Annotated in this window: 18 protein-coding genes and 1 other annotated feature; of the genes, 1 reads left to right on the forward strand and 17 read right to left on the reverse strand. The window is 52.4% G+C overall.

Annotation, left to right across the window (positions count from 1 at the left end; all coding sequences use genetic code 11):
• Positions 1–23: 23 nt before the first annotated feature.
• The 11 genes from FZ040_RS07815 to FZ040_RS07865 form a co-directional block, all read right to left on the reverse strand.
• Positions 24–179 carry a methylmalonyl-CoA carboxyltransferase gene (locus FZ040_RS07815; protein ID WP_074513584.1) on the reverse strand — a complete coding sequence of 52 codons (156 nt, stop codon included), beginning with the start codon at positions 177–179 and terminating at the stop codon, positions 24–26.
• Positions 180–196: 17 nt separating this feature from the next.
• Entirely contained in the window at positions 197–1,726 is a 1,530-nt protein-coding gene (gene mmdA / locus FZ040_RS07820; protein WP_149171471.1) for a methylmalonyl-CoA decarboxylase subunit alpha, read from the reverse strand.
• 117 nt (positions 1,727–1,843) lie between these two features.
• A complete protein-coding gene (gene mce / locus FZ040_RS07825; protein WP_033170863.1) occupies positions 1,844–2,260 on the reverse strand; it encodes a methylmalonyl-CoA epimerase in 417 nt (138 codons plus the stop codon).
• A 27-nt stretch (positions 2,261–2,287) separates the two neighbouring features.
• Positions 2,288–3,226: a methylmalonyl Co-A mutase-associated GTPase MeaB gene (gene meaB, locus FZ040_RS07830; protein WP_149171472.1), complete on the reverse strand. Its 939-nt coding sequence runs from the start codon at positions 3,224–3,226 to the stop codon at positions 2,288–2,290.
• Between the two features lie 141 nt (positions 3,227–3,367).
• Positions 3,368–3,763, reverse strand: coding sequence for a cobalamin B12-binding domain-containing protein (locus FZ040_RS07835; RefSeq protein ID WP_033170865.1), 396 nt, complete (start codon positions 3,761–3,763; stop codon positions 3,368–3,370).
• Between the two features lie 56 nt (positions 3,764–3,819).
• Complete coding sequence (locus FZ040_RS07840; RefSeq protein ID WP_149171473.1) at positions 3,820–5,466, reverse strand: acyl-CoA mutase large subunit family protein; 1,647 nt, start codon at positions 5,464–5,466, stop codon at positions 3,820–3,822.
• Positions 5,467–5,520: 54 nt separating this feature from the next.
• Positions 5,521–7,023 (reverse strand): succinyl-CoA:acetate CoA-transferase ScpC, encoded by a 1,503-nt coding sequence (gene scpC / locus FZ040_RS07845; RefSeq protein ID WP_149171474.1) that lies wholly within the window; start codon positions 7,021–7,023, stop codon positions 5,521–5,523.
• Between the two features lie 295 nt (positions 7,024–7,318).
• Positions 7,319–7,948: a redox-sensing transcriptional repressor Rex gene (locus FZ040_RS07850; protein WP_149171475.1), complete on the reverse strand. Its 630-nt coding sequence runs from the start codon at positions 7,946–7,948 to the stop codon at positions 7,319–7,321.
• 13 nt (positions 7,949–7,961) lie between these two features.
• Positions 7,962–9,401 carry an O-antigen ligase family protein gene (locus tag FZ040_RS07855; protein ID WP_149171476.1) on the reverse strand — a complete coding sequence of 480 codons (1,440 nt, stop codon included), beginning with the start codon at positions 9,399–9,401 and terminating at the stop codon, positions 7,962–7,964.
• 4 nt (positions 9,402–9,405) lie between these two features.
• Positions 9,406–10,710, reverse strand: a complete 1,305-nt coding sequence (locus FZ040_RS07860) for a bifunctional folylpolyglutamate synthase/dihydrofolate synthase (protein WP_149171477.1) — start codon at positions 10,708–10,710, stop codon at positions 9,406–9,408.
• 17 nt (positions 10,711–10,727) lie between these two features.
• Positions 10,728–13,403, reverse strand: coding sequence for a valine--tRNA ligase (locus FZ040_RS07865; RefSeq protein ID WP_149171478.1), 2,676 nt, complete (start codon positions 13,401–13,403; stop codon positions 10,728–10,730).
• Between the two features lie 35 nt (positions 13,404–13,438).
• Positions 13,439–13,653: a binding site (T-box leader), on the reverse strand.
• Between the two features lie 127 nt (positions 13,654–13,780).
• Between FZ040_RS07865 and FZ040_RS07870 the strand changes: the two genes are divergently transcribed.
• Positions 13,781–15,013 (forward strand): VanW family protein, encoded by a 1,233-nt coding sequence (locus FZ040_RS07870; protein WP_149171479.1) that lies wholly within the window; start codon positions 13,781–13,783, stop codon positions 15,011–15,013.
• Between the two features lie 39 nt (positions 15,014–15,052).
• On the opposite strand, the gene FZ040_RS07875 is transcribed toward FZ040_RS07870, so the two are convergent.
• The 6 genes from FZ040_RS07875 to uvrB form a co-directional block, all read right to left on the reverse strand.
• Positions 15,053–16,597, reverse strand: a complete 1,545-nt coding sequence (locus tag FZ040_RS07875) for a bifunctional metallophosphatase/5'-nucleotidase (RefSeq protein WP_149171480.1) — start codon at positions 16,595–16,597, stop codon at positions 15,053–15,055.
• A 24-nt stretch (positions 16,598–16,621) separates the two neighbouring features.
• On the reverse strand, positions 16,622–17,182 hold the full coding sequence (gene mnmM / locus FZ040_RS07880) for a tRNA 5-(aminomethyl)-2-thiouridylate-methyltransferase MnmM (RefSeq protein WP_149171481.1): 561 nt from the start codon (positions 17,180–17,182) through the stop codon (positions 16,622–16,624).
• A gap of 30 nt (positions 17,183–17,212) precedes the next feature.
• Positions 17,213–20,041 (reverse strand): excinuclease ABC subunit UvrA, encoded by a 2,829-nt coding sequence (gene uvrA, locus FZ040_RS07885; RefSeq protein ID WP_149171482.1) that lies wholly within the window; start codon positions 20,039–20,041, stop codon positions 17,213–17,215.
• Positions 20,042–20,109: 68 nt separating this feature from the next.
• Entirely contained in the window at positions 20,110–20,334 is a 225-nt protein-coding gene (locus FZ040_RS07890) for a DUF6718 family protein (protein ID WP_149171483.1), read from the reverse strand.
• Positions 20,315–20,890 (reverse strand): nucleotidyltransferase family protein, encoded by a 576-nt coding sequence (locus tag FZ040_RS07895; RefSeq protein ID WP_187620283.1) that lies wholly within the window; start codon positions 20,888–20,890, stop codon positions 20,315–20,317. Before FZ040_RS07895 ends, FZ040_RS07890 begins: the two co-directional genes overlap by 20 nt.
• A 68-nt stretch (positions 20,891–20,958) precedes the next feature.
• Positions 20,959–22,998, reverse strand: a complete 2,040-nt coding sequence (gene uvrB / locus FZ040_RS07900; protein ID WP_149171485.1) for an excinuclease ABC subunit UvrB — start codon at positions 22,996–22,998, stop codon at positions 20,959–20,961.
• Positions 22,999–23,049: the final 51 nt, after the last annotated feature.

Genomic DNA, 23,049 nt, shown 5'->3' on the forward strand with positions numbered 1-23,049 from the left:
AATACGTTCTACTTCGGAATCAATCAGAACTGTTTGACCAAGCCGCCACGCGCGGACAAAGCCCAAACGTCGCTGCGCTTGATGCGTACAGCGATAACTTTATTCGACATCATCATCTGGACAGCAGCCGTGATAGCGGCTACTACCTCAGGCGATACGCCATTTGCTTCGGTTTTCATAACGTGCACCTCTTTGATTAAAGCGGAATATTGCCGTGTTTCTTGGACGGGCCAACTTCGCGCTTGCTAGCCAGTGCATTGAGAGCCGTGATGATGCGCGGACGCGTCTCTTTCGGCTCAATAACCATATCAACATAGCCACGCTCTGCGGCAACATACGGCGTTGCGAAGTTTTCAACGTACTCTGCCGTCTTAGCATCTTTATCCGGATCTTTGCGGAAGATGATGTTGGCTGCACCAGCCGGACCCATAACAGCAATCTCCGACGTCGGCCAAGCCATAACCTGGTCTGCGCCGAGTTCGCGGCAGCACATAGCGATGTAGGAACCGCCGTATGCCTTACGGGTAATAACCGTAACTTTTGGAACCGTAGCCTCACTGTATGCATAGAGCATCTTCGCACCATGGCGGATAATGCCGTTATGCTCCTGGTTAACGCCTGGCAGGAAGCCCGGTACATCAACGAGGTTGACAAGAGGAATATTGAACGCATCGCAGAAGCGGATGAAGCGGGCGGATTTATCCGACGCATCAACATCCAAGCAGCCTGCCATGACTTTTGGCTGGTTGGCAATGATACCAACGCTGCGGCCATCAAAACGGGCAAAGCAGCAGATGATGTTCGTGGCGAAGAATTCCTGTACTTCGTAGAATTCACCGTTATCAACCAGCGAACGGATTACATCCTTCATATCGTATGGCATGTTCGGGTTATCCGGAATAACCGTGTTCAGGCTCTCATCCTGACGATCCGGGTCATCACCAGTCTCCATAACCGGAGCATCTTCCATATTATTGCTCGGCAGGAAGGACAGCAGGTAACGAATCTGCTTGATGCAGTCATCCTCATCCTCTGCTGCGAAATGAGCAACACCGCTGCGCGTGTTATGCGTCATAGCACCGCCCAGAGCTTCAGCGGTAACTTCCTCAGCCGTTACCGATTTGATAACTGCCGGGCCTGTGATGAACATCTGGCTGGTGTTCTTGACCATGTAAATGAAATCCGTGATAGCCGGGCTGTATACAGCACCACCAGCGCACGGTCCCATGATTACGGAAATCTGCGGGATTACGCCAGAAGCTGCCGTGTTGCGATAGAAGATACCACCGTAACCAGACAGTGCGTCAACGGCTTCCTGGATACGAGCGCCGCCCGAGTCGTTAATACCGATGCACGGTGCACCCATCTTCATGGCAAGGTCCATTACTTTCCAGATTTTATGCGCATGTTTTTCACCAAGAGATCCACCCTCAACCGTGAAATCCTGTGCATAAGCATAGACAAGACGGCCGTCAACCGTACCATATCCCGTTACTACACCCTCGCCCGGAAGTTCTTTTTTGTCCTGACCAAAATTCGTGCAACGATGCTTCATGAACATATCGAGCTCAACGAAAGATCCTTCATCGAACAGCTTGTTGATACGCTCACGGGCAGTCTGTTTGCCCTTTGCGTGCTGCTTTTCGATGCGGGCCTGACCGCCGCCCTGCATGATATGCTCTTTCTTTGCATTCATTAAGTCAATTTTTTCCTGAACAGTAGCCATTATATACCTCCTATAATTAGCTTGTGAGAAAATAGTCTGCGACAAATTTCTCATGTACTGCAATCTCTATTTTGCACTATTTGTGTGAAAATTGCAAGACTAATTTAATACCAGGTATTAATCACGCTGGCAGAGTTCCAGGAGAACACCATGGGAAGCCTTCGGATGAACAAAGGCAATTTTCGCACCGCCGGCACCAAGGCGCGGTTTCTCATCAATCAGGCGAACACCCTGCTCTTTGAGATCTGCCAAAGCAGCCTCGAGATTGTCAACGCGCAGCGCAATGTGCTGGATACCGCCGCGGCCGCCGTTCTTTTCGATAAATTTGGCAATCGGCGACGTTTCATCCGTTGCCGCCAGCAGCTCAATTTCGCTGCCATTCGGCGTCGGGAAGAATCCTGTCGTTACCTTCTGCTCAGCAACGGTTTCCTCACCATTTGCCGGAAGGCCAAGCGTATCCCCCCAGAAAGAACCGACTTCCTTGAGGTCCGAAACTGCAATACCGATATGATCTACGCCCAATACTTTAAACATAATGACTCCTCCATTCGGATAAAATAATTATTTCAGCATCTCATCCATGACCTGGCCAATAACGGTATACGGGTCTGTCTCATGCTGTTTGATTTGCTCGACATAGCCATCAAGGCGACCGCTGTCCACGATCTTGCCCTTGATGTATGTGCCGATGTTGCTGCTGAGGATATCGAGTATTTCATCACGGGTACGCTTCGTGCGCCTTTCGGCCAATTGGCCGTTGCCTTCGATATGCGTCCGGTGTTTTTCAACGGTATCCAAAAGTTCTTTGATGCCTTCATTCTGGCTGGCTACCACCTTGGTAATCGGCGGCCGCCATTCCGTCATCAGGCTGTCGAGGTCCAGCATCATGTTGATTTCACGAACTAGTTTGTCTGCCCCATCTAGGTCTGACTTGTTGATGCAGTACAGATCGCCAATCTCCAAAATGCCGGCCTTGATTGCCTGGATATCATCGCCCATGCCGGGAATCAATACAACCATGGTCGTATCGGCAGCTTTGACGATATCCACTTCTGACTGCCCGACACCGACCGTTTCAACGATAATGATGTCCTTTCCAAAAGCATCCATTGCTTTGACAGCGTCAGCGGTTTTATGGGATAAACCCCCGAGGCTCCCGCGGGTGCCCATACTGCGGATAAAGACTCCTTCGTCAAGTGTCAGTCCATTCATGCGGATGCGGTCGCCTAAAATGGCACCGCCCGTAAACGGACTTGTCGGGTCGACAGCTATAATACCAACGGTCTTGCCCTGTGCACGGTACTCACGCGCTATCTTATCGGACAGCGTGCTCTTGCCTGCCCCTGGTGGACCGGTGATCCCCAATACATAGGCATGACCGGTATGCGGATAAAGCTTCTTCATGATTTCCGTCGCTTCATCATACTCGTTCTCAATGGCAGTAATTGCCCGAGAAAGTGCCAGCCGATTGCCTTTAAGTAATTCTTCTGCTATGTCCATCCTGCCACCACCTTTTCGGTAGTTTTTATTGTGAACTTTAACGCTAAAACCAGTTCACATTACGAAACAGTAAAATAGTGCCAGGTTGGACCAGGAGACCGGAACCCGCTCCCCTGGTCCTATTCCCAGCACCACCTCTTTTTAAAGTTTTACATTCTCATTGATGTATTTAACGACTTCACTGGTCGGCGTTCCCGGGGTAAATACGGCCGAAACACCAGCTTCTTTAAGAGCCGGGATATCGCCCTCCGGAATAACACCGCCGCCGATGATGAGCGCATCCGTCATGCCATTTTTGCGAACGAGGTCAACAACTTTCGGGAACAGGTGACCATGGGCACCCGAGAGAATGCTCATAGCAACGACGTTGACGTCCTCCTGCAAAGCTGCCTCAGCAATCTGTTCCGGCGTCTGGCGAAGGCCCGTATAAATGACCTCAAAGCCAGCATCACGCAGTGCGCGGGCAACGACTTTAGCACCGCGGTCATGACCGTCAAGACCTGGTTTAGCAACTAAAACTCTGATTTTCTTTTCCATTTTGAATTCCTCCAAAAACGCAAACGCTATAGTACGATTCTTTTCTTAATGAACGATTACAGGCTGACATGTGCCTCATATTCGCCGAATACCTCACGCATGACGTTGCAGATTTCGCCAAGCGTTGCATACGTCTTAACAGCAGCGAGGATATGCGGCATGAGGTTTTCATTCTCATCCTGGCAAGCCTTCTTGAGGTCAGCCAGCGCAGCCTTTACCGCCTCATTATCGCGTTTCGCTTTCATAGCCTCAACCTTAGCCTTCTGACGCTCGCCGACAGCTTCGTCGACTTTCAGCAGACCTTTTGGAGGTTCTTCTTCCATCTGGAATTTATTGACACCGACAATCGTGCGGGCACCAGATTCAACATCCATCTGCCATTTGTAAGCAGAATCCTGGATTTCCTTCTGGATGTAGCCCTTCTCGATAGCAGCAACTGCACCACCGAGGTCGTCGATTTTCTTGATATAGTCCCAAGCCTCAGCCTCAATCTTATTCGTCATAGCCTCGACGTAGTAGGAACCAGCCAGCGGGTCGATGACATCAGCCAGGCCGCTCTCATACGCAACAATCTGCTGCGTGCGCAGGGCAATCGTAACGGATTCCTGCGTCGGCAGAGCCAGTGCCTCGTCGCGGGAGTTTGTGTGCAGGGACTGTGTGCCGCCCATGACAGCAGCTGCCGTCTGCAGAGCAACGCGGACGATGTTGTTGTTCGGCTGCTGAGCCGTCAGCATCGAACCAGCCGTCTGCGTGTGGAAACGCAGTTTCATGCTCTTTTCACTCTGTGCATGGAAGCGCTCTTTCATGACTTTTGCCCAAATGCGGCGGGAAGCACGGAACTTGGCAACCTCTTCGAGAACATTGTTGTGAGCATTCCAGAAGAAGGAAAGGCGTCCAGCAAAGTCGTCAATCTTGAGGCCGGCTTTGATTGCAGCCTCGCAGTAAGCAATACCATCGGCAATTGTGAAGGCAATTTCCTGAGCAGCCGTGGAACCTGCCTCACGGATATGGTAACCGGAAATCGAAATCGTATTCCATTTCGGTACGTTTTTCGAACAATACTCGAAGATGTTCGTAATCAGGCGCATGGATGGACGCGGCGGGAAGATATACGTACCGCGGGCAGCATACTCCTTGAGGATATCGTTCTGAATCGTACCACGCAGCTGGTCAGCAGGTACGCCCTGTTTCTCAGCCACAGCAATGTACATAGCCAAAAGAACCGAAGCTGGTGCATTGATGGTCATCGATGTGGAGACCTTGCCAAGGTCAATCTGGTCAAACAGCGTTTCCATATCAGCCAGCGAATCGATGGCAACACCGACTTTACCTACCTCGCCCTCGGAGATTGGGTCTGTGGAATCATAACCAATCTGCGTCGGCAGGTCAAAAGCACAGGACAGGCCGGTTGCACCATTTTCAATCAGCATACGATAACGCTTGTTGGACTCCTCAGCCGTAGAGAAACCAGCATACATACGCATCGTCCAGAAACGGCCGCGATACATCGTCGGCTGAACGCCGCGCGTATACGGATAAACACCTGGGAAACTCAGTTCATCGGCATAATCCGTATCCTTGATATCCAGCGGCGTATAAAGGCGTTTTTCCGGCAGATGCTCACGCTCTGGGAAACGTGCGATTGCTTTTTCTACACTGGCTTCGTATTTTGCAAGCTCAGCTTGGATTTTCTCATTGCTCATTAGGAAACTCCTCCTGATTCATTCAGTATCTATATATCTATCGTTTTTCAATTTTTATTTTGCCATGCTGCCTTTCTCAATGAAGCGTTCGTGGAAGGAAAGCGCCTCGTGGAGAAGATGCGGCGTATGCGCATGTTTGAGTTCTTCATCAGCCCGTTTGAAATAATCCAGCAGGATTGGGCGGTAGCTCGGATGCGCACAGTTGTTGATTATCTCTAATGCGCGTTCACGCGGTGCTTTGCCACGCAAATCGGCAATACCCTGCTCCGTGATGATGATGTCGACATCGTGCTCCGTATGGTCAATATGCGAGCAGAACGGAACGACAGCCGAAATCTTGCCCTCTTTGGCAATCGACGGCGTATAGAAAATGGTCAGGTATGCGTTGCGGGCAAAATCGCCGCTGCCGCCGATACCGTTCATCATCTTCGTACCCGTGATATGCGTCGAATTGACGTTGCCGTAAATATCAACCTCGATAGCCGTGTTCATGGCAATGACGCCCAAACGATGAACGACTTCCGGACTGTTGGAGATTTCCTCCGGACGCAGCAGCAGATATTTTTTATATTTTGCTACATCCTTGTAGAAACGAGCCATTCCTTCCGGCGATGGGCTGAACGCCGTACCGGATGCAAAGTTTAGTTTACCGGCATCGATGAGGTCAAGCATACCATCCTGAATGACTTCGGTATAAACCGTGAGGTCTTTGAGATCTGAATCGACGAAGCCTGCGATAACCGCGTTGGCTACGTTGCCGACACCAGACTGCAATGGCAGCAGATTCTTCGGCATGCGGCCAGCTTCGATTTCCTTATTGAGGAATTCCAGCGTAAACTGGCTCATCTTCTTCGAATCTTCATCGATTGGTTTCAGCGGACGGGTATGGTCCGGAATATCACACGGCACGATGTATTTAATTTTTTCCGGCGTGCAGGGGATATACGGTGTTCCGACCCGGTCATTAGCCTTTACGATTGGAATTGGCAGGCGGTTTGGCGGATCCATCGGAACATAGACATCATGCATGCCCTCAAGGTCAAGAGGCTGCGAGGTGTTGACCTCGACAATGACCACATCAGCACTTTGTACATAAGAAGCGGCGTTCCCCAGGGACGTTGTCGGGATGATATTACCTTCCTCGGTAATGGCGCATGCCTCAACAACAGCTACGTCCGTCTTGCCGAGATAGCCACAACGGCCTAACTGCGCCGATTCCGAAAGATGAAGGTCGAGATAATCCACCGAGCCATCATTGATTTCACTGCGCAAAATCTTATCCGTCTGATACGGCAGACGTTTCTTGATGCCATGAACAGCTGCCAAAGCTTCATCAAGCTCCGGACCTGTCGAGGCTCCTGTCCATAGGTTAATCGTGAATGGTTCCTTTTTCATACGTTCAGCGAGTGCCAGCGGAACAGCTTTCGGATAAGCCGATGCCGTAAATCCGCTCATGGCTACATTCATGTCCGGTTTAAAGAACGCTGCTGCTTCCTCAGCCGTGACAATTTTCGCCTGCAATGCTTTGTTACGCACGCGATCGAGAATATCAATCATAGAAAATCCTCCCTCATCAGTGCCGACCCATCTTCGGTTCCGGCAACAGATTTTAACGATTAGGACGCCGCATCTTGTTTTATATTCTTTTTTATGATTCATGGTGCCGCTAAAGTATAACATGAAGTTATTGACACCATGAATTATAATCATAGATTATCGTAACAGTATGCTATAATTATGTCCCTTGCCTAAGAATAACACGAAAAGAAAACGGCGTCAAGATTGACTTGACGCCGTTTTCCGACATTTTTACACAACTGTGCAAAAATCAATATGATATGAATTTTATTAATCACTTTCTGGTGATGTAATAGGACAAGCTACTAAGACCAATCGATAAATCCTCATTGATGATATGCATCGAATCGGGGACTTCCATCTTGATTGGCGCAAAGTTCCAGATACCTTTGACACCTGCTTCTACCAGTTTGTCCGCTACTCCCTGCGCGAATGCTGCCGGTACCGCGATGATGCCAATCTGAATATTGCGTTCCTTGACCACCTGCTGCATATTGCGAATATCTTCTACCACAACATGATTGACCGTTTTGCCGATAACCTTCGGGTCCTGGTCAAATAAAGCGACCAAATTAAAGCCCAGGCTCACAAAATTTTGGTAGTTCGCCAATGCCTCACCCAGATGACCGATACCAACCACGGCAATATTCCAATGATTGTCCAGTCCTAAGATTTTGCCAACATTGCGCTTGAGCTCGTTGACATAGTAGCCCACACCCTTTTTGCCAAACTGGCCAAACGAGGCAAGGTCCTTGCGGATTTGCTCTGGTGTGATGCCCAATCTGCGCCCCAGTTCATCCGAGGAAATGATATCAATCCCCTCATCCTGAGCCAGGCGCAGGGTACGAAAATATAACGGAAGGCGGTCAACCGTTGCCTTGGATATATTTACCTGACCTTTCATCGAAACGCCTCCCTTATTCTTCTTCGCTCATGTCCTCATTTCCCGCACTGACGGCTGCTGCCGCCAATGCGGAAAGCATCCATAAGAACATCGACGATGGTATATTAAACAGCAAATCATCCGTAAGACCATTGAGAGCAACCGACAAAAGGGCCAGGCCCACGCCCAATGACAGACCAGCCAGCAGCCGGTAATCCAGCCAGGCGGCAAAATCCTTCCAGAATGGAATTGCCGGCTTCGCCTCTTCCTGCTTAACACTTTCAGCCACCTTTTGCAGTTCTACATCGGCAGCAGCCTCTTCGTTGTAATCAAACGGAGTCTCTTCCACCGTTTCCGGCACAGGCGGCAAGAATTTTTGCCGCAGTGCCATAAACATGGTTCCAAAAAGATACCATAAGAAGGCCAGTGCTCCCGGGATACCGATTTCCACGGCATAATTGAGATACAAATTATGCGCATGGACAATGCGGATATCGGCTCCCTGAAGATAGAAGTCGTATTCTGGATAAACCATCCAATAAGCGCCCCAGCCAATTCCCAGGAACGGATGGTCCTGAATCATGGCCACGGAACTCTCCCAAAATGCCAGCCGCATTTCAGAAGATGTATCCACCTTGGTAAACACCGAAGTAAGGCGCTCATACAGCACCGGGTCAGCCAGCAGCAGGACACCGCCTATCACGGCGCAGGCTGCCAATACCCGCAAATCCTTTACCATGCCATACAAGATAAAAATCGCCACGATGACCAGCAGTGCCCCACGCGCATAAGTCATTGCGAGGCACGCGACTGCAGCCAGCATAAAAATCCCCAGCACGATGCGTTTGGGCCGGCTGTCCGCTTTGACAAAGAAGCCAAACGCCAGACAGATAATAATGTCCAAATAACCAGCCAGGATATTTGGATTTTCCCAAGTGGAAAATACGCGCTTGCGCAGTTCCGGGAAGGCATCACCATCCACCCACTTCATCGCACTGATGTCAATGCCGAAAAGGTATTGGTAAAATCCGTAAAGAATAACCATCACAGCCGCTAAGCCCAAAGCCATCACCAGCTGTTTGAACTGTTTGACGTCCCGCACCTGCTGTCCGACCAGAAAATAAGTCAACGCATAAACACCGACCAGATTGTACCAGTTATAAAAACTGAATCCGCGGTCCGGTGACCCCAGCACGGAAACGCCACTAATCAGAATGAACAGGCATACGGGAACATCGAACGAAAAATGCCGGAACTTGAATTCCTTATCCCTACGAAACCGCAGCAGCGTAAAAACAACACCAATGAGCAGGGCAATCGTCGCCCCCGGCGGCCAAAGTGCCAACAGGAATGCTTCAGCCAAAACGGCATACCAGGACCAGTTCTTAAACCGCTGGCACCATTTTTCTTTGGCAGCCTGGCGGCGGCGTTGACGCAATTCCCGCATAGCTGCCGCTTCGGATTTTGATGACATAGAATCACCCCTTCCGTTTCAATAAGAGCTGACGGACTCCGCCAACGAGATATAATGAACCGGCCATAACCAGCAGTTTTTCCTGATTGGCCAGCTCCAACGCACGATTCAACGCTTCGCCGTTGTCAGCAATCGCCTCGACATGCTGCACATGAGGCGCAACCTGCTTCGCCAATTCCTGCGGGTCGGATGCCCGTTCCGAATCAGGAACGGTTACCACCACAGTATCATTGGGACGCAGTAAAATATCAAGCATAGCGTCGATATCCTTGTCCTTCAAAATGCCCAGCAGCAGTACCCGCTGTTCAGCCGGGAAATATAAATCCAGGCTGCTGCGCAAGGCCTCCATGCCAGCAGGATTATGCGCGCCATCGATAATCACCTTTTGGTCTTTATAATCCACCCGCTCAAACCGCGCCGGCCAGGTGACGAGTTTCAAGGCTTCGGCAATATGCTCCTCCTTGACCCGTTCATCGATATTGTGAATCAGATTGGCCGCCATCACTGCCACAGCGCTGTTCTCTACCTGATGGCGTCCCAGCAGATGCAGCTCATAGGGAACCTTCATGACCCCCAGCAGGGCCGAAGTAAATTCCAGCTTCTGTGTGCGCCCGTCACAGGATATATAATCCGTCTGGAAATCCTCACCCGCCACAAAGATATCCGCATTCCGCGCGGCTGCTTCCTGACGGAGAATTTCCAGCGGAATCCCCTTGGCAGCTGTAACCACGGGAACGCCCTCTTTGATGATACCAGCTTTATGATGCGCAATTCCTTCGATAGTTCCGCCGCAGCGGTCCGCATGCTCAAAGGTCACGTTCGTGATGACCGAGACCTCCGGCGTGATGACATTGGTCGAATCGAGCAGGCCGCCAAGGCCGACTTCGATGACCGCATACTCAACATGGCGCATGGCAAAGTAGAAAAATGCCAGGGCTGTAAGCACTTCAAACTGCGTCGGGCATTCGTCGCCCTCAGCCACCATCTGTTCCACGTAGGTGCGGATGGTGCTCAGGCAGTCGGCAAATTCCTGCTCGCTTATCGGCTGGCCATCGACCTGGATGCGCTCTGTATACGAGACCAGATGCGGCGAGCTGTACATGCCCGTATGGATATCCGAACGGCGCAGGATGCCGGCGAGCATCGCCGACACCGACCCTTTGCCATTCGTTCCCGTCACATGGATGGTGCGGTACCTTTCCTGCGGCACATCCAGGAGCTCCAGCAGCCGCTGGATACGCGTGAGTCCCAGCTTGATGCCAAAGATATTCAGCCCCTCCAGATAGGCGAGGGCTTCCTGATAATTCATGTTACGATTCTCCTATCTTAGAGCTTCGCCAAATCCTGAATGCGGCTCTCCACCGATTTTTTCTTTTCTTCATAGCCAGCGAGTTTCTCTTTCTCACCAGCGACGACCTGCTCTGGAGCCTTCTTGAGGAAGCCTTCGTTGCTGAGCTTGCCCGTAAGGCGCTTGATTTCCTTTTCGAGTTTCTCAAGCTCTTTATTGAGACGGGCCGTCTCTTTCTCGACATCAATAAGGCCCTTGAGCGGCAGGTAAATCTCAACGCCGTTTACGACACCAGCCATAGCGTTTTCCGGTGCATCAGCGCCAGCCGGCAGGATCGTCACCGGTTCCGACGAAGCGAGCTTGTCGAGGTAGCCCGTATTCTCGGCAAACACGGCGCGCAGCGTCTCATCCTTGAAGTTCAGGATGACTTCGCTCTTCTTGCTCGGCGCAGCACCGACCTCAGCACGCATGTTGCGGATGGATTTGATGCTCTCCATGATAGCCGTCATCTGTGCCTCGATATCATCGCTGATACGGGAGGCATCAGCCTGCGGCCACTCGGAAATCATGATGCTCTTGACTTCCTCAGCATGCGGCACTTTCTGCCAGATTTCCTCGGTGAGGAACGGCATGAACGGATGCAGCAGGCGCAGCGTGCCCTCGAGGACATGCGACAGGACATACAGGGCCGTATTGCGGGCGCGGACATTCTCCGTATCATAGAGGCGGGCTTTCGTGAGCTCAATGTACCAGTCGCAGAACTCGTTCCAAAGGAACTCGTAAATCATGCGGCCAGCCTCGCCGAGTTCGAATTTGTCGAGGTTCTCGGTGACATCGCGGACCGTGCGCGCATAGCGCGAGAGAATCCAGCAGTCAGACAGCGTGTAGTCCTCTTCGCTGGGCACGAAATCCTTATCAAAGCCTTCAAGGTTCATGAGCATATAGCGCGATGCGTTCCAAATCTTGTTGGCAAAGTTGCGCGCCGACTCGACACGCTCCCAATAGAAGCGCATGTCGTTGCCCGGCGTATTGCCAGTAATCAGCATGAAGCGCAGCGTATCGGCGCCGTACTTCTCAACGACTTCAACCGGGTCAATGCCGTTGCCGAGCGACTTGCTCATCTTGCGGCCCTGGCTGTCGCGGACGAGGCCGTGGATGAATACATGCTTGAACGGAATATCCTTGCCGAACTCGAGGCCCATCATGACCATGCGGGCAACCCAGAAGAAGATGATATCATAACCCGTGACGAGCGTAGCCGTCGGATAGAAATGCTCAAGCTCCTCAGTCTTTTCCGGCCAGCCCATGGTCTCAAACGGCCAGAGGCCCGAAGAGAACCAGGTATCGAGAACGTCTTCATCCTGATGGATGTTCTTGCTGTGGCAGTGCGGGCACTCCGTAAGGTCCGTGCGCGATACGTGCGTCTGCCCGCAGTCATCGCAGTACCAGGCCGGGATGCGATGGCCCCACCAGAGCTGACGCGAAATGCACCAGTCGCGGATGTTTTCGAGCCACTGGATATACGTCTTGGAGAAACGCTCCGGCACGAACTGGATCTTGCCGCTCTTTACGGCCTCGATAGCCGGCTTAGCCAGCGACTCCATCTTGACGAACCACTGCTTGGAAACGAGCGGCTCAATCGTGCTGTGGCAGCGCGAGCAATGACCAACAGCATGCTCATGCTCCTCAACCGATACGAGGACGCCGAGCTCCTCGAGCTCTTTGACAAGTGCCTTGCGGCATTCATAGCGGTCCATGCCCTCGTATTTGCCGGCACCTTCCATCATTTTGCCCGTGTTGCTGATGACCTTGATTTCCTCGAGGTGATGGCGCTGCCCCATCTCAAAGTCGTTCGGGTCATGGGCCGGCGTGACCTTAACAGCACCCGTACCGAAGGATTTGTCGACATACTCATCGGCAAACAGCGGAATCTCGCGGTTGACAATCGGCAGGATCAGCGTCTTGCCGACGATGTCCTTATAGCGCTCATCGTCCGGATGAACGGCAACACCCGTATCGCCAAACATCGTCTCCGGACGCGTCGTAGCGATTTCGACATACTGGTCCGTGCCTTTGACCTGATAGCGCAGATGCCAGAGATGGCCCTGCTCCGTCTCATGCTCAACCTCGATGTCCGAAATAGCCGTGTTGCAGTCCGGGCACCAGTTCGTGATGCGCGTGCCCTGATAGATAAGGCCTTTTTCGTAAAGACTTACGAATACTTCACGCACAGCCTTCGAGCAGCCTTCGTCCATCGTGAAGCGCTGACGGTCCCAGTCACAGGAGGAACCGAGCGTGCGCAGCTGGTACATGATGCGGTTGCCGTACTGCTCTTTCCAATCCCAGACGCGCTCGAGGAACTTCTCACGGCCGAGCTCATAGCGGTTCGTGCCCTCTTCGCGCAGAGCACCCTCAACCTTGGCCTGCGTTGCAATACCGGCATGGTCGCAGCCCGGTACCCAGACCGTATTGAAGCCCTGCATGCGATGATAGCGGATCAGGATATCCTGCAGCGTGTTATCAAGTGCATGGCCCATGTGCAGCTGGCCCGTGACATTCGGCGGCGGGATAACCATGCTGTACGGTTTCTTGCTCTTGTCTACCTCAGCATGGAAGAATTTGTTTTCCTCCCAGTACTGATACCATTTCTTCTCGAACGACTGCGGGTCGTAAACCTTTGGGATGTTGTTTCCCTGTTCCTGATTCTCTGCCATGATAAACCTCCTAAAACTAAATAAAGCGCCTCGTCCAAAAGGACGAAAGCGCTTGCTATCGTGGTACCACCAATCTTTACACATGAACTGTCCATGTGCCTCTTGGCCATAACGCGGCCAACGTTCCAGCTTACTTGTGTTCAGCCAGACAGCTCCAAAGCTACCTTCCGATACCGGCTGCAAAGACTCTCACCAACCGTCTTCTCTCTTGAGCGCCGATAACCGTACTCCTCTTCTTCCTCGCCTTTATCATTATATGGCGTTTATTTTATCATATCTCTTTTCTTCTTGCAACTTTAAGAAAAATGCAATTGCAACCCCGCTTTCTAAGCATTATACTATATATTAGAATTTACTGTAGGAGAGTATAGGTTAACATGAATTTTTCATCAATTTCCACGAACAAGGCTATCGCCCTTGGCATCGTAGGGCTAGCCTTTACCGCAGCTGCAGTCAGCTGCATTTCCGTATCCACGGCGAACCAGGATTGCGTAGTCATGGGGGTTCAATCCAATGGAACTTCCCTGACAGGAATGAGTAAAAAAGAGGTTCGCAAGTATTTTGACCAAGAAGCGAAAAAAGCACTGAGCAAAAATGCCGCGGTGCTATCCTATAAAGACCGCAGCTGGAATATCCAGCCCAATGAAATCGGGCTGCAGGCAAAGGTCGACGAAGCGGCCGAAGAAGCTTACAACATTGGTCGTGAAGGCAACACAGTCACCAATCTCATCAATCAGATGAAACTGGCGATTTTCGGAAAGAACGTCGTCATGACCGCTAGCTTCGACAAAGACAAACTCAACGCAAAACTGTCCGCCATCGAAAAAGATGTTGATACGCCACCAGAAAATGCCGAGGTAAGTCTGCAGGCTAACGGCTCCATCCAGAAGAAACCGGCAGTCACGGGGCTGACCCTCGATACTGCTCCGGTTGCCGAGGAACTTGCACCCAAATTTGAAGCCCTCGAACTCACGGCCAAAGTCGAGCTGGAACCCAAAGAAGACAAGCCGTTCATATTAGATGAGGATATCGCGAATATTGATGCCGTTCTTGGTTCTTATACTACGCGGTTCTATCCTGGCGACCGCGGCGACAACATCGGGCTGGCTGCCAGCCACCTGCAGGGAGCTCTGATTCGCAGCCAGGCCACGCTTTCGTTCAACAATATTGTTGGCCAGCGCACCCGCGCCGCCGGCTATAAGAACGCCGGCGTTATCGTCAACGGCGAACCAGCCGTTGATGTTGGCGGCGGTGTCTGCCAGGTCAGCAGCACCCTGTACAATGCGATTCTGCTCGCCGGCCTCAAGCCAACGGAACGCTCCAATCATTCGCTGCCTTCGAGTTATGTTCCGGCCGGCCGCGATGCGACAGTCGCCGATGGGCTTTTGGATTTCGTCTTCCAGAATCCACTGCCCCATCCGGTAGTCCTGCGCGTGTCCAACTCCGGCAGTGCCCTGACGATTTACGTTCTCGGCACAAAAGCCGACCTTGGCGGCAAAACCATCTCGCTGGTCAGTGAAGGTCCAAGCACCCGTCCTTCCGTCTATCGTATTTGGAAACAGGACGGCAAAGTCGTAGAACGCGAATTCCTGCATACGGATACATTCTAAAGCAAAAAACGGAGTCCCCATCGGGACTCCGTTTTTTGCTTATTTTTTGATTTGAATGCGGCCGGCGGCAATATTGCCAAAGCCTTTTTGCTTTAAGTAGTTGGTAAACACTTCTTCGAGTGTACCGTATTCTCCCGTCACTTTGGCATTTTTGACCATATCATAGCCGTCTCCACCGGCAGCTGTGAAATCGTTGATTGCTACCTGGTAGAGGCGCTGGCTGTCCAGTGGTTCTCCGCCCACTTTCACATTGCTTACCCTGCTGCCAGCCGGAGCCGCAGCATCCAGCGTGAAGGTAAGACCGCTGACATCCATAAAGCCGCCAAAAGAACCGGGCACGTACTCCACCGAATGCTCCAGCAGCTTTTGAATCGCCGCGCCCGAAAGTTCCACGCGTTTCAACGTATTGCCGAACGGGAAAATCTTCCAAAGGTCACCTCGGGTAACAGCACCTGCTGGCAGGCTGGCCCGCAGACCGCCGCCATTTACCAGGCCGATATCGGCCTGTGCCCCCCAGCGCATAGCATCCGCCGCCAGATTTCCCAAATCCGATTCCTGCGTGCGCACCAGCTCACGCGCGCCCGAAAGTTCACGCGGTGACTGCGCAATGACTTCGCTCATGACTTTCTGATTCTCGGCCTCAATTGCCTGCAAAGCCTCACTGACTCCCTCATCGGGTCCTTCGACCTCATTGACGATGGCTGCACGGTCCAGCAGGGCTGTTTTGACTTTCTTCAGCTTATGATTTTTTACGATAAGCTCCACCTTGCCCAGAGCCTCGCCCTGCGCTTCGGTCTGACAGATTTGCGTCTTCCCTACTTTTACGGGCACTGGCAGTTTCGTATGGCTGTGTCCATCCAGAATCAAATCGATTCCCGGTACTTCCTTGGCAATGCGCGCCGAGGTATATTCCGAACTTGTATCAAGGCCCATGTGCATAAGGCCGATTACCACATCATGATTCTTGCGCAGTTCCGGCACCAGCTTTCTGGCCGTATCCACCGGATTCAGAAATTTGACGAGTTCGACATTGGCCGGATTCGTCTTATAGGCAGTCTCCGGCGTACTGAGTCCAAACACCGCCACCCTGACGCCATTTAACTCAAAACTCTTATACGGACGGAACACATAGCCTTTTTCCGCCTGGTCTACCAAATTGGCACTGAGCATCGGAAAGTTGAGCATCCCCGCCAGCTTCTGCAGCTGCACTGCCCCATAGTTGAAATCATGATTTCCCGGCGTCATGCCGTCATAGCCCGACAGATTCATGAGACGCGCCATATTCTCGCCCTTGCTGACATTGATAATTGGCATGCCGTGCAGCGTATCGCCGGCATCAAACGCCAGCGTGTCGGCATCCGCCTCCTTCTGCTGCCAGATAGCGGCGGCTATCCATTTCATGCCAATGGCCTTCCCATTGTCATCACTTTCTAGCACGCGGCCATGTATGTCATTGGTATGGAATATGGTGATATGCACACCATCCTTCTGTACCGAAGCCACGGCTGGCACCGGCAGCAGCAGGGCTGCACTCAGCACCATAGCCATCAAAAAATAACCTAGGCGAATCGGCATCGTCTTCATTATCTCCCCTTCTTTCTGTTCCCCTCAGCGGGTACGTTCAAGAATAAAACCATACGGTGCCTCCGGGCGGTGATTCCACAGCCGGTAACAGCCAACCGTGTAATCCCTGACCGGAAGTGCCTGCAAAAAATTGGCCAGGCAATCGGCTTCCACCTTGCCCTCAGGATGCCCCGTATAGACCATAATCGCACAAATTCCCTGAAGGCTCAATTTTGCCAGCACACATTTCACGGCTTTGAGCGTGGTCTCATGCTTCGTCACGGCATCATGGGCTGCGCCGGGCAAATAGCCGAGATTAAACATCGCCACATCGATTGACCGGTCAACATAGCGGTCAATTTGTTCATGACTCTGCTGCAGATACGTAATTTTACCGGCAAATTCGCTGGTGCGCTGTTTCGTATGTTCAATGGCCTCCGCCTGAATGTCAAACGCATATAAATGGCAGGACTCCTTCATGTTCTGCGCGAGAAACAACGTGTCGCCGCCATTGCCTGCCGTTGCATCCACGATGACTTCTGCCTGCCGCACTGCCGGCAGGATGGACTGATGCATGAGGTTTATCACATTACTCACTGTTTGCATAATTTCGTTTTTCCTTCCTCAAATACCTGCTTAATCATTTTTTTCTTCGAGCAACGGTTTGAGGAATTTTCCCGTATAAGACTCGTTTACTTTGACAATATCTTCCGGGCGCCCCTCGGCAACGATGGTTCCGCCTTTATTGCCGCCCTCGGGACCGAGGTCGATGATATGGTCCGCCGTCTTGATGACGTCGAGGTTGTGCTCGATGATGACGACCGTATCGCCGCCATCGACGAGCCGTTGCAAAATGTTCAGCAGTTTATGGATATCGGCTGTGTGCAGGCCCGTTGTCGGCTCATCGAGAATGTAGAGGGTGCGCCCCGTACTGCGGCGCGACAGCTCCGTCGCAAGCTTGACGCGCTGGGCCTCGCCGCCCGACAGCGTCGTCGCGGGCTGGCCGAGCTTGATATAACCAAGGCCGACATCCTGGATGACTTTCAGCTTGCGCGCAATGCGCGGCACATTCTGGAAGAACTCGACGGCCTCATCGATGGTCATCTCGAGGACCTCCGAAATGTTCTTGCCCTTGTAGCGCACCTCGAGTGTCTCGCGGTTATAGCGCGCGCCCTTGCAGACCTCGCAGGGCACATAGACATCGGGCAGGAAGTGCATCTCGATTTTCAAGATACCATCGCCCTTGCAGGCCTCACAGCGGCCGCCCTTGACGTTGAAACTGAACCTTCCGGCCTTATAGCCACGCATCTTCGACTCAGCCGTCTGGCTGAAAAGCTCGCGGATGGCATCGAAGACGCCCGTATAGGTTGCCGGATTCGAACGCGGCGTGCGACCGATTGGCTGCTGGTCGATGTCGATGATTTTATCGATATGCTCAAGGCCCTTGATTTTCTTATGCTTACCAGGCTTGCCCTTGGAATGATAGAGCCTCGAGGCAATACCCTTATAGAGGATTTCATTGACGAGCGTACTCTTGCCCGACCCCGATACACCGGTCACGAGCGTCATCGTCCCGAGCGGGAACTTGACATCAATATTCTTGAGATTGTTCTCCTGCGCGCCGATTACCTCGATGAACTTGCCATTTCCCGGACGGCGTTTGCCCGGCACCGGGATGAACTTGCGCCGCGACAGATAGGCTCCGGTCACCGATTCCTTGACCTTCATGATTTCCTTGGCCGTGCCCTGCGCGACAATCTGTCCGCCATGCGCTCCGGCGCCGGGGCCAATGTCGATGATATGATCGGCCGCATACATCGTGTCCTCATCATGCTCGACGACAATCAGCGTATTGCCAAGGTCACGCAGATTCTTGAGCGTCGCGAGCAGGCGGTTGTTGTCGCGCTGATGCAGACCGATGCTTGGCTCATCGAGCACGTAGAGCACGCCCTGGAGCCCCGAACCAATCTGCGTTGCGAGCCGGATGCGCTGGGCCTCGCCGCCCGAGAGGGTGCCCGCTGCCCGCGACAGCGTCAGATAATCGAGGCCAACGTTGAGCAAAAAGCTAAGGCGCGCGTGGATTTCCTTCAAGATCTGCACGGCAATCTTCTGCTCGCGCGGCGTAAACGCCACGCCCGCAAGGAACGTGTCAGCCTCGCGGATAGTCATCGCCGTGAGCTCTGCAATATTCTTATCGCCTACCGTAATCGACAAGGTTTCAGGTTTTAGGCGCGCCCCATGGCAGACCGGACAGTCAATCTCGGTCATGTAGTTCTCATACGACTCGCGCATCTCATCGGAATCCGTCTCCTGATAGCGGCGGTTGAGCATCGGCAGCACGCCCTCAAACTCGACATTGTACTCCTTGCGCTCGCCAAACATATTCGTATAGTGGAAACGGAATTTCTCATCGCCAGCACCATGCAGCAGGACCTGGCGCGTCTTCTTGTCCATATCCTTCCATGGCGTATCGACCGTATAACCATAATCCGTGAGTACCGCTGCGATTACGCACATGCCATAGGAATGCGGATTCTTCGACAGCGGCGCAAAGACGCCCTGTGCCACCGACAGCGTCACATCGGGCACGACTAGCTCCTCATCAAACTCCATATGGCTGCCAAGGCCCATGCAGACCGGGCAGGCACCATAAGGGCTGTTGAACGAGAACATACGCGGCGTGATTTCCGGCAGGCTGATGCCACAGTCGACACAGGCAAAATTCTCACTGAACATCAAGAGCTCGCCATCGACAATCTGCACATAGACGACGCCCTCGCCGAGTTTCAGCGCCGTCTCCAGCGAGTCAGCCAGCCGCTGTTCCATGCCCTCGCGCACCACGAGACGGTCAATGACGACCTCAATCGTATGCTTTTTCGTCTTCTCGAGCTGAATCTCATCGTTGACATCGTGAACCTCGCCATCGATGCGCACGCGCACATAACCTTCGCGGCGGATATGCTCAAGCACCTTCTTGTGCTCGCCCTTCTTGCCGCGGATTACCTGCGCCATGACCAAGAGCTTCGTGCGCTCTGGCAGCTCCCTAATCTGGTCAATCATCTGGTCAACAGTCTGCTGGGTAATCGGCTTGCCGCACTTCGGACAGTGCGGACGGCCCGCCCGCGCATAGAGCAGTCGCAGGTAATCATAGATTTCTGTGACTGTGCCGACCGTCGAACGCGGATTGTGGCTCGTCGTCTTCTGGTCAATGGAAATTGCCGGCGACAAGCCCTCGATGTTGTCGACATCTGGCTTATCCATCTGCCCGAGGAACTGGCGCGCATACGACGAAAGCGACTCGACATAGCGCCGCTGACCCTCGGCATAAATCGTATCAAAAGCCAGCGATGACTTGCCCGACCCCGACAGCCCCGTGATGACCACGAGCTTATCGCGCGGGATTTCCACATTGATATTCTTGAGATTATGGGCTCTTGCGCCCTTTATTTTGATAACCTGTTCCATATTCTGCCTCTTTCAAAAAAAAAAGAGAGAATTGCTGCTTCTCTCCCTACAAATTTCCTTACCATTTTTTACATGGCAAGAACTCTCTGAACAAACTCAGATTCATTAGCACATATTTCGTATGGGGCATACTCTTTGTACGCGTCAGGATTGCTCAGCGTCATAATCTGACTTCCCTTGCCCTTTCTCACTTCCTCAATATAATGCACCAAGGATCTAAGGCGGGGGCCATGCTGCATTTGTACGGCAATACTGCCATGTTCACCAAAATTATTAACAACCAAGTAACACATTGAACTCCCTCCTAAAATCTTCTTCTGTGTGTATATGACCAGCATCATATAATGCTCTAAGGCGTCCACCTATTTCCGGCGCATAGCCTTTCTTATACAAATAGCTATGCAACCAGTCATTTAAGCGGCGGTCACTGGCTGTATTGAACTGAAATTCAATCGGATATACAAAATGGTCGGGCTGATAATACAAATGCAGCCCACGGTATCCATCGTCAGTCCTCTTTCCCAATGTCAAATCTGACTCTCTGCTTGGTTGAATACTAGTCATCTCATACGCCTGCCGATAATCTTCTACGATTATCCTTGCGCCAAATAAATCGTTATATGTTCGCTCTACTGCATAATTGGGATAATACCTGTCATACTTAATGCGACAGGACTCCCTAGATTTAATGCGATAATCATAGGGAAAATCCATCGTCTCAAGAGCTTCATCGTAAAAATCTCTAGCCTGGCTGATATCAGCCATAAGAACATCCTTATCAAACTTATGTAATGAGTTCTTTAAGCTTTTCCCCAGCCGAGTCGTATAAAACAAGGCCGATATATCCATATCGCTCTCCCCTATCCACATTATAACAAAGTAAAAAAATCCCCGCAATACTGTGCGCTAAACGGCCATCAGCCCTTAGTTTTTGGCAATGTGCCATCGAGCTCCAATATCATATCACGCAGTTCTGCGGCCCGTTCGAATTCCAGGGCGCGGGAGGCCTGCTGCATCTCGCGCGTAAGCGTTTTGATGAGATTTTCCTTGTCCTTCTTCGTGAGCTTTTTCTTCTTGCGCTTGCCATCAGCGGCATAGTCCGCCGGCGACTCAGCCACCAACGTCGTTTCGATAAGCGGCTTGATGGGCTTTTTGATGGTCTTTGGCACAATGCCGTGTTCGTGATTGTAGGCCTGCTGGATTTCACGGCGGCGCTCGGTCTCGTCAATCGCGCGCTTCATCGAATCCGTGATGCGGTCCGCGTACATGATGACATGACCATTGGCATTGCGCGCCGCGCGGCCGATAATCTGGATCAGCGAAGTATCCGAGCGCAAAAAGCCCTCCTTATCGGCATCGAGGATGGCAATAAGCGACACCTCTGGCATGTCGAGACCCTCGCGCAACAGGTTGATGCCGACAAGCACATCAAACTCGCCCGCGCGCAAATCGTGGATGATTTCGGCGCGCTCAATCGTCGCGATATCCGAGTGCAGATAGCGCACCTTGATGCCCGTTTCCTTCAGATAGTCGGTCAGGTTTTCGGCCATCTTCTTGGTCAGCGTCGTGACCAGCACGCGCTCATCCTTGGCAATGCGTATCTTTATTTCCGCCAGCAAATCATCAATCTGCCCATCGAGCGGCCGCACTTCAATTTCGGGGTCCAGCAGCCCCGTCGGGCGGATAATCTGCTGGGCGACCTGCTGAGCCTTGCCAAGCTCGTATTTGCCCGGCGTTGCCGAAACGTAGACAATCTGATTGATGCGCGCAGCAAACTCCTCAAAGGTCAGCGGCCGGTTGTCAAACGCCGACGGCAGGCGGAAGCCATTTTCCACCAGCGAAACCTTGCGGCTGCGGTCGCCTGCATACATCGCGTGCACCTGCGGCAGGGTAACGTGCGACTCATCCATGACAATCAGGAAGTCCTCAGGGAAATAGTCGAGCAGCGTATACGGCGCATCGCCCGCCTTGCGGTGCGTGAGGTGGCGCGAGTAGTTTTCGATGCCCGAGCAGTAGCCCATCTCCTGCATCATCTCAAGGTCATACTTCGTGCGCTGCTCAATGCGCTGTGCTTCTAAAAGTTTCCCCTGCTGCTCGAACATCGCGACCTGCTGCTCCATCTCCGTGCGGATATCGGCCATGGCGATTTTGAGGTCTTCGTCCTCGGTGACATAATGCGAAGCCGGGAAGACCATCACATGCGTGCGCTCGCCATACACCTCACCCGTCACGACATCAAACTCCACCATGCGGTCAATCTCGTCACCGAACAGTTCGATGCGCACCGCCCGGTTGTTATAACCTGCCGGGAAGACCTCGACGACATCGCCGCGCACGCGGAAGCGGCCGCGTTCAAAGGCGATATCGTTGCGCTCGTAGCGGATCTGCACGAGCTTGCGCAGGATTGCCTCGCGCTCAACCTCCTGCCCCTTGTGCAGGGACAGCACCATCTCATGATAGCTTTCCGGCGAACCTAAGCCATAGATACACGACACCGACGCCACGATGATGACATCGCGCCGCTCGAACAGTGAACAGGTCGCCGAGTGACGCAGTTCATCGATTTCATCATTGATGGACGAGTCCTTTTCAATATAAGTATCGGTCGAAGCGATGTACGCTTCAGGCTGGTAGTAATCGTAGTAACTGACAAAATACCCGACGTAGTTGTCCGGAAAGAACGTCTTGAACTCACTGGCCAGCTGGGCCGCCAAGGTTTTATTGTGCGCGATGACGAGCGTCGGCTTCTGCACCTTCTCGATGACCTTGGCAATCGTGTAGGTCTTGCCCGTGCCAGTCGCGCCGAGCAGCACCTGCGCCTCCTGGCCGTTCATGATGCCCGCCGCCAAATCGTCAATTGCCTGCGGCTGGTCTCCCATTGGCGCAAACGGTGCCACCACCTTGAAGGGAATATTCGTATCGAATTGCGTTGTGTTCAGTTTCGGCACCATCGCCATAACAAGACCTCCTCCAGCTTTTATCGAATGTGTGTACTCTATTATAACGCC

The organism is Pseudoselenomonas ruminis, from assembly GCF_008271295.1.
Lineage (GTDB): Bacteria > Bacillota > Negativicutes > Selenomonadales > Selenomonadaceae > Selenomonas_A > Selenomonas_A ruminis.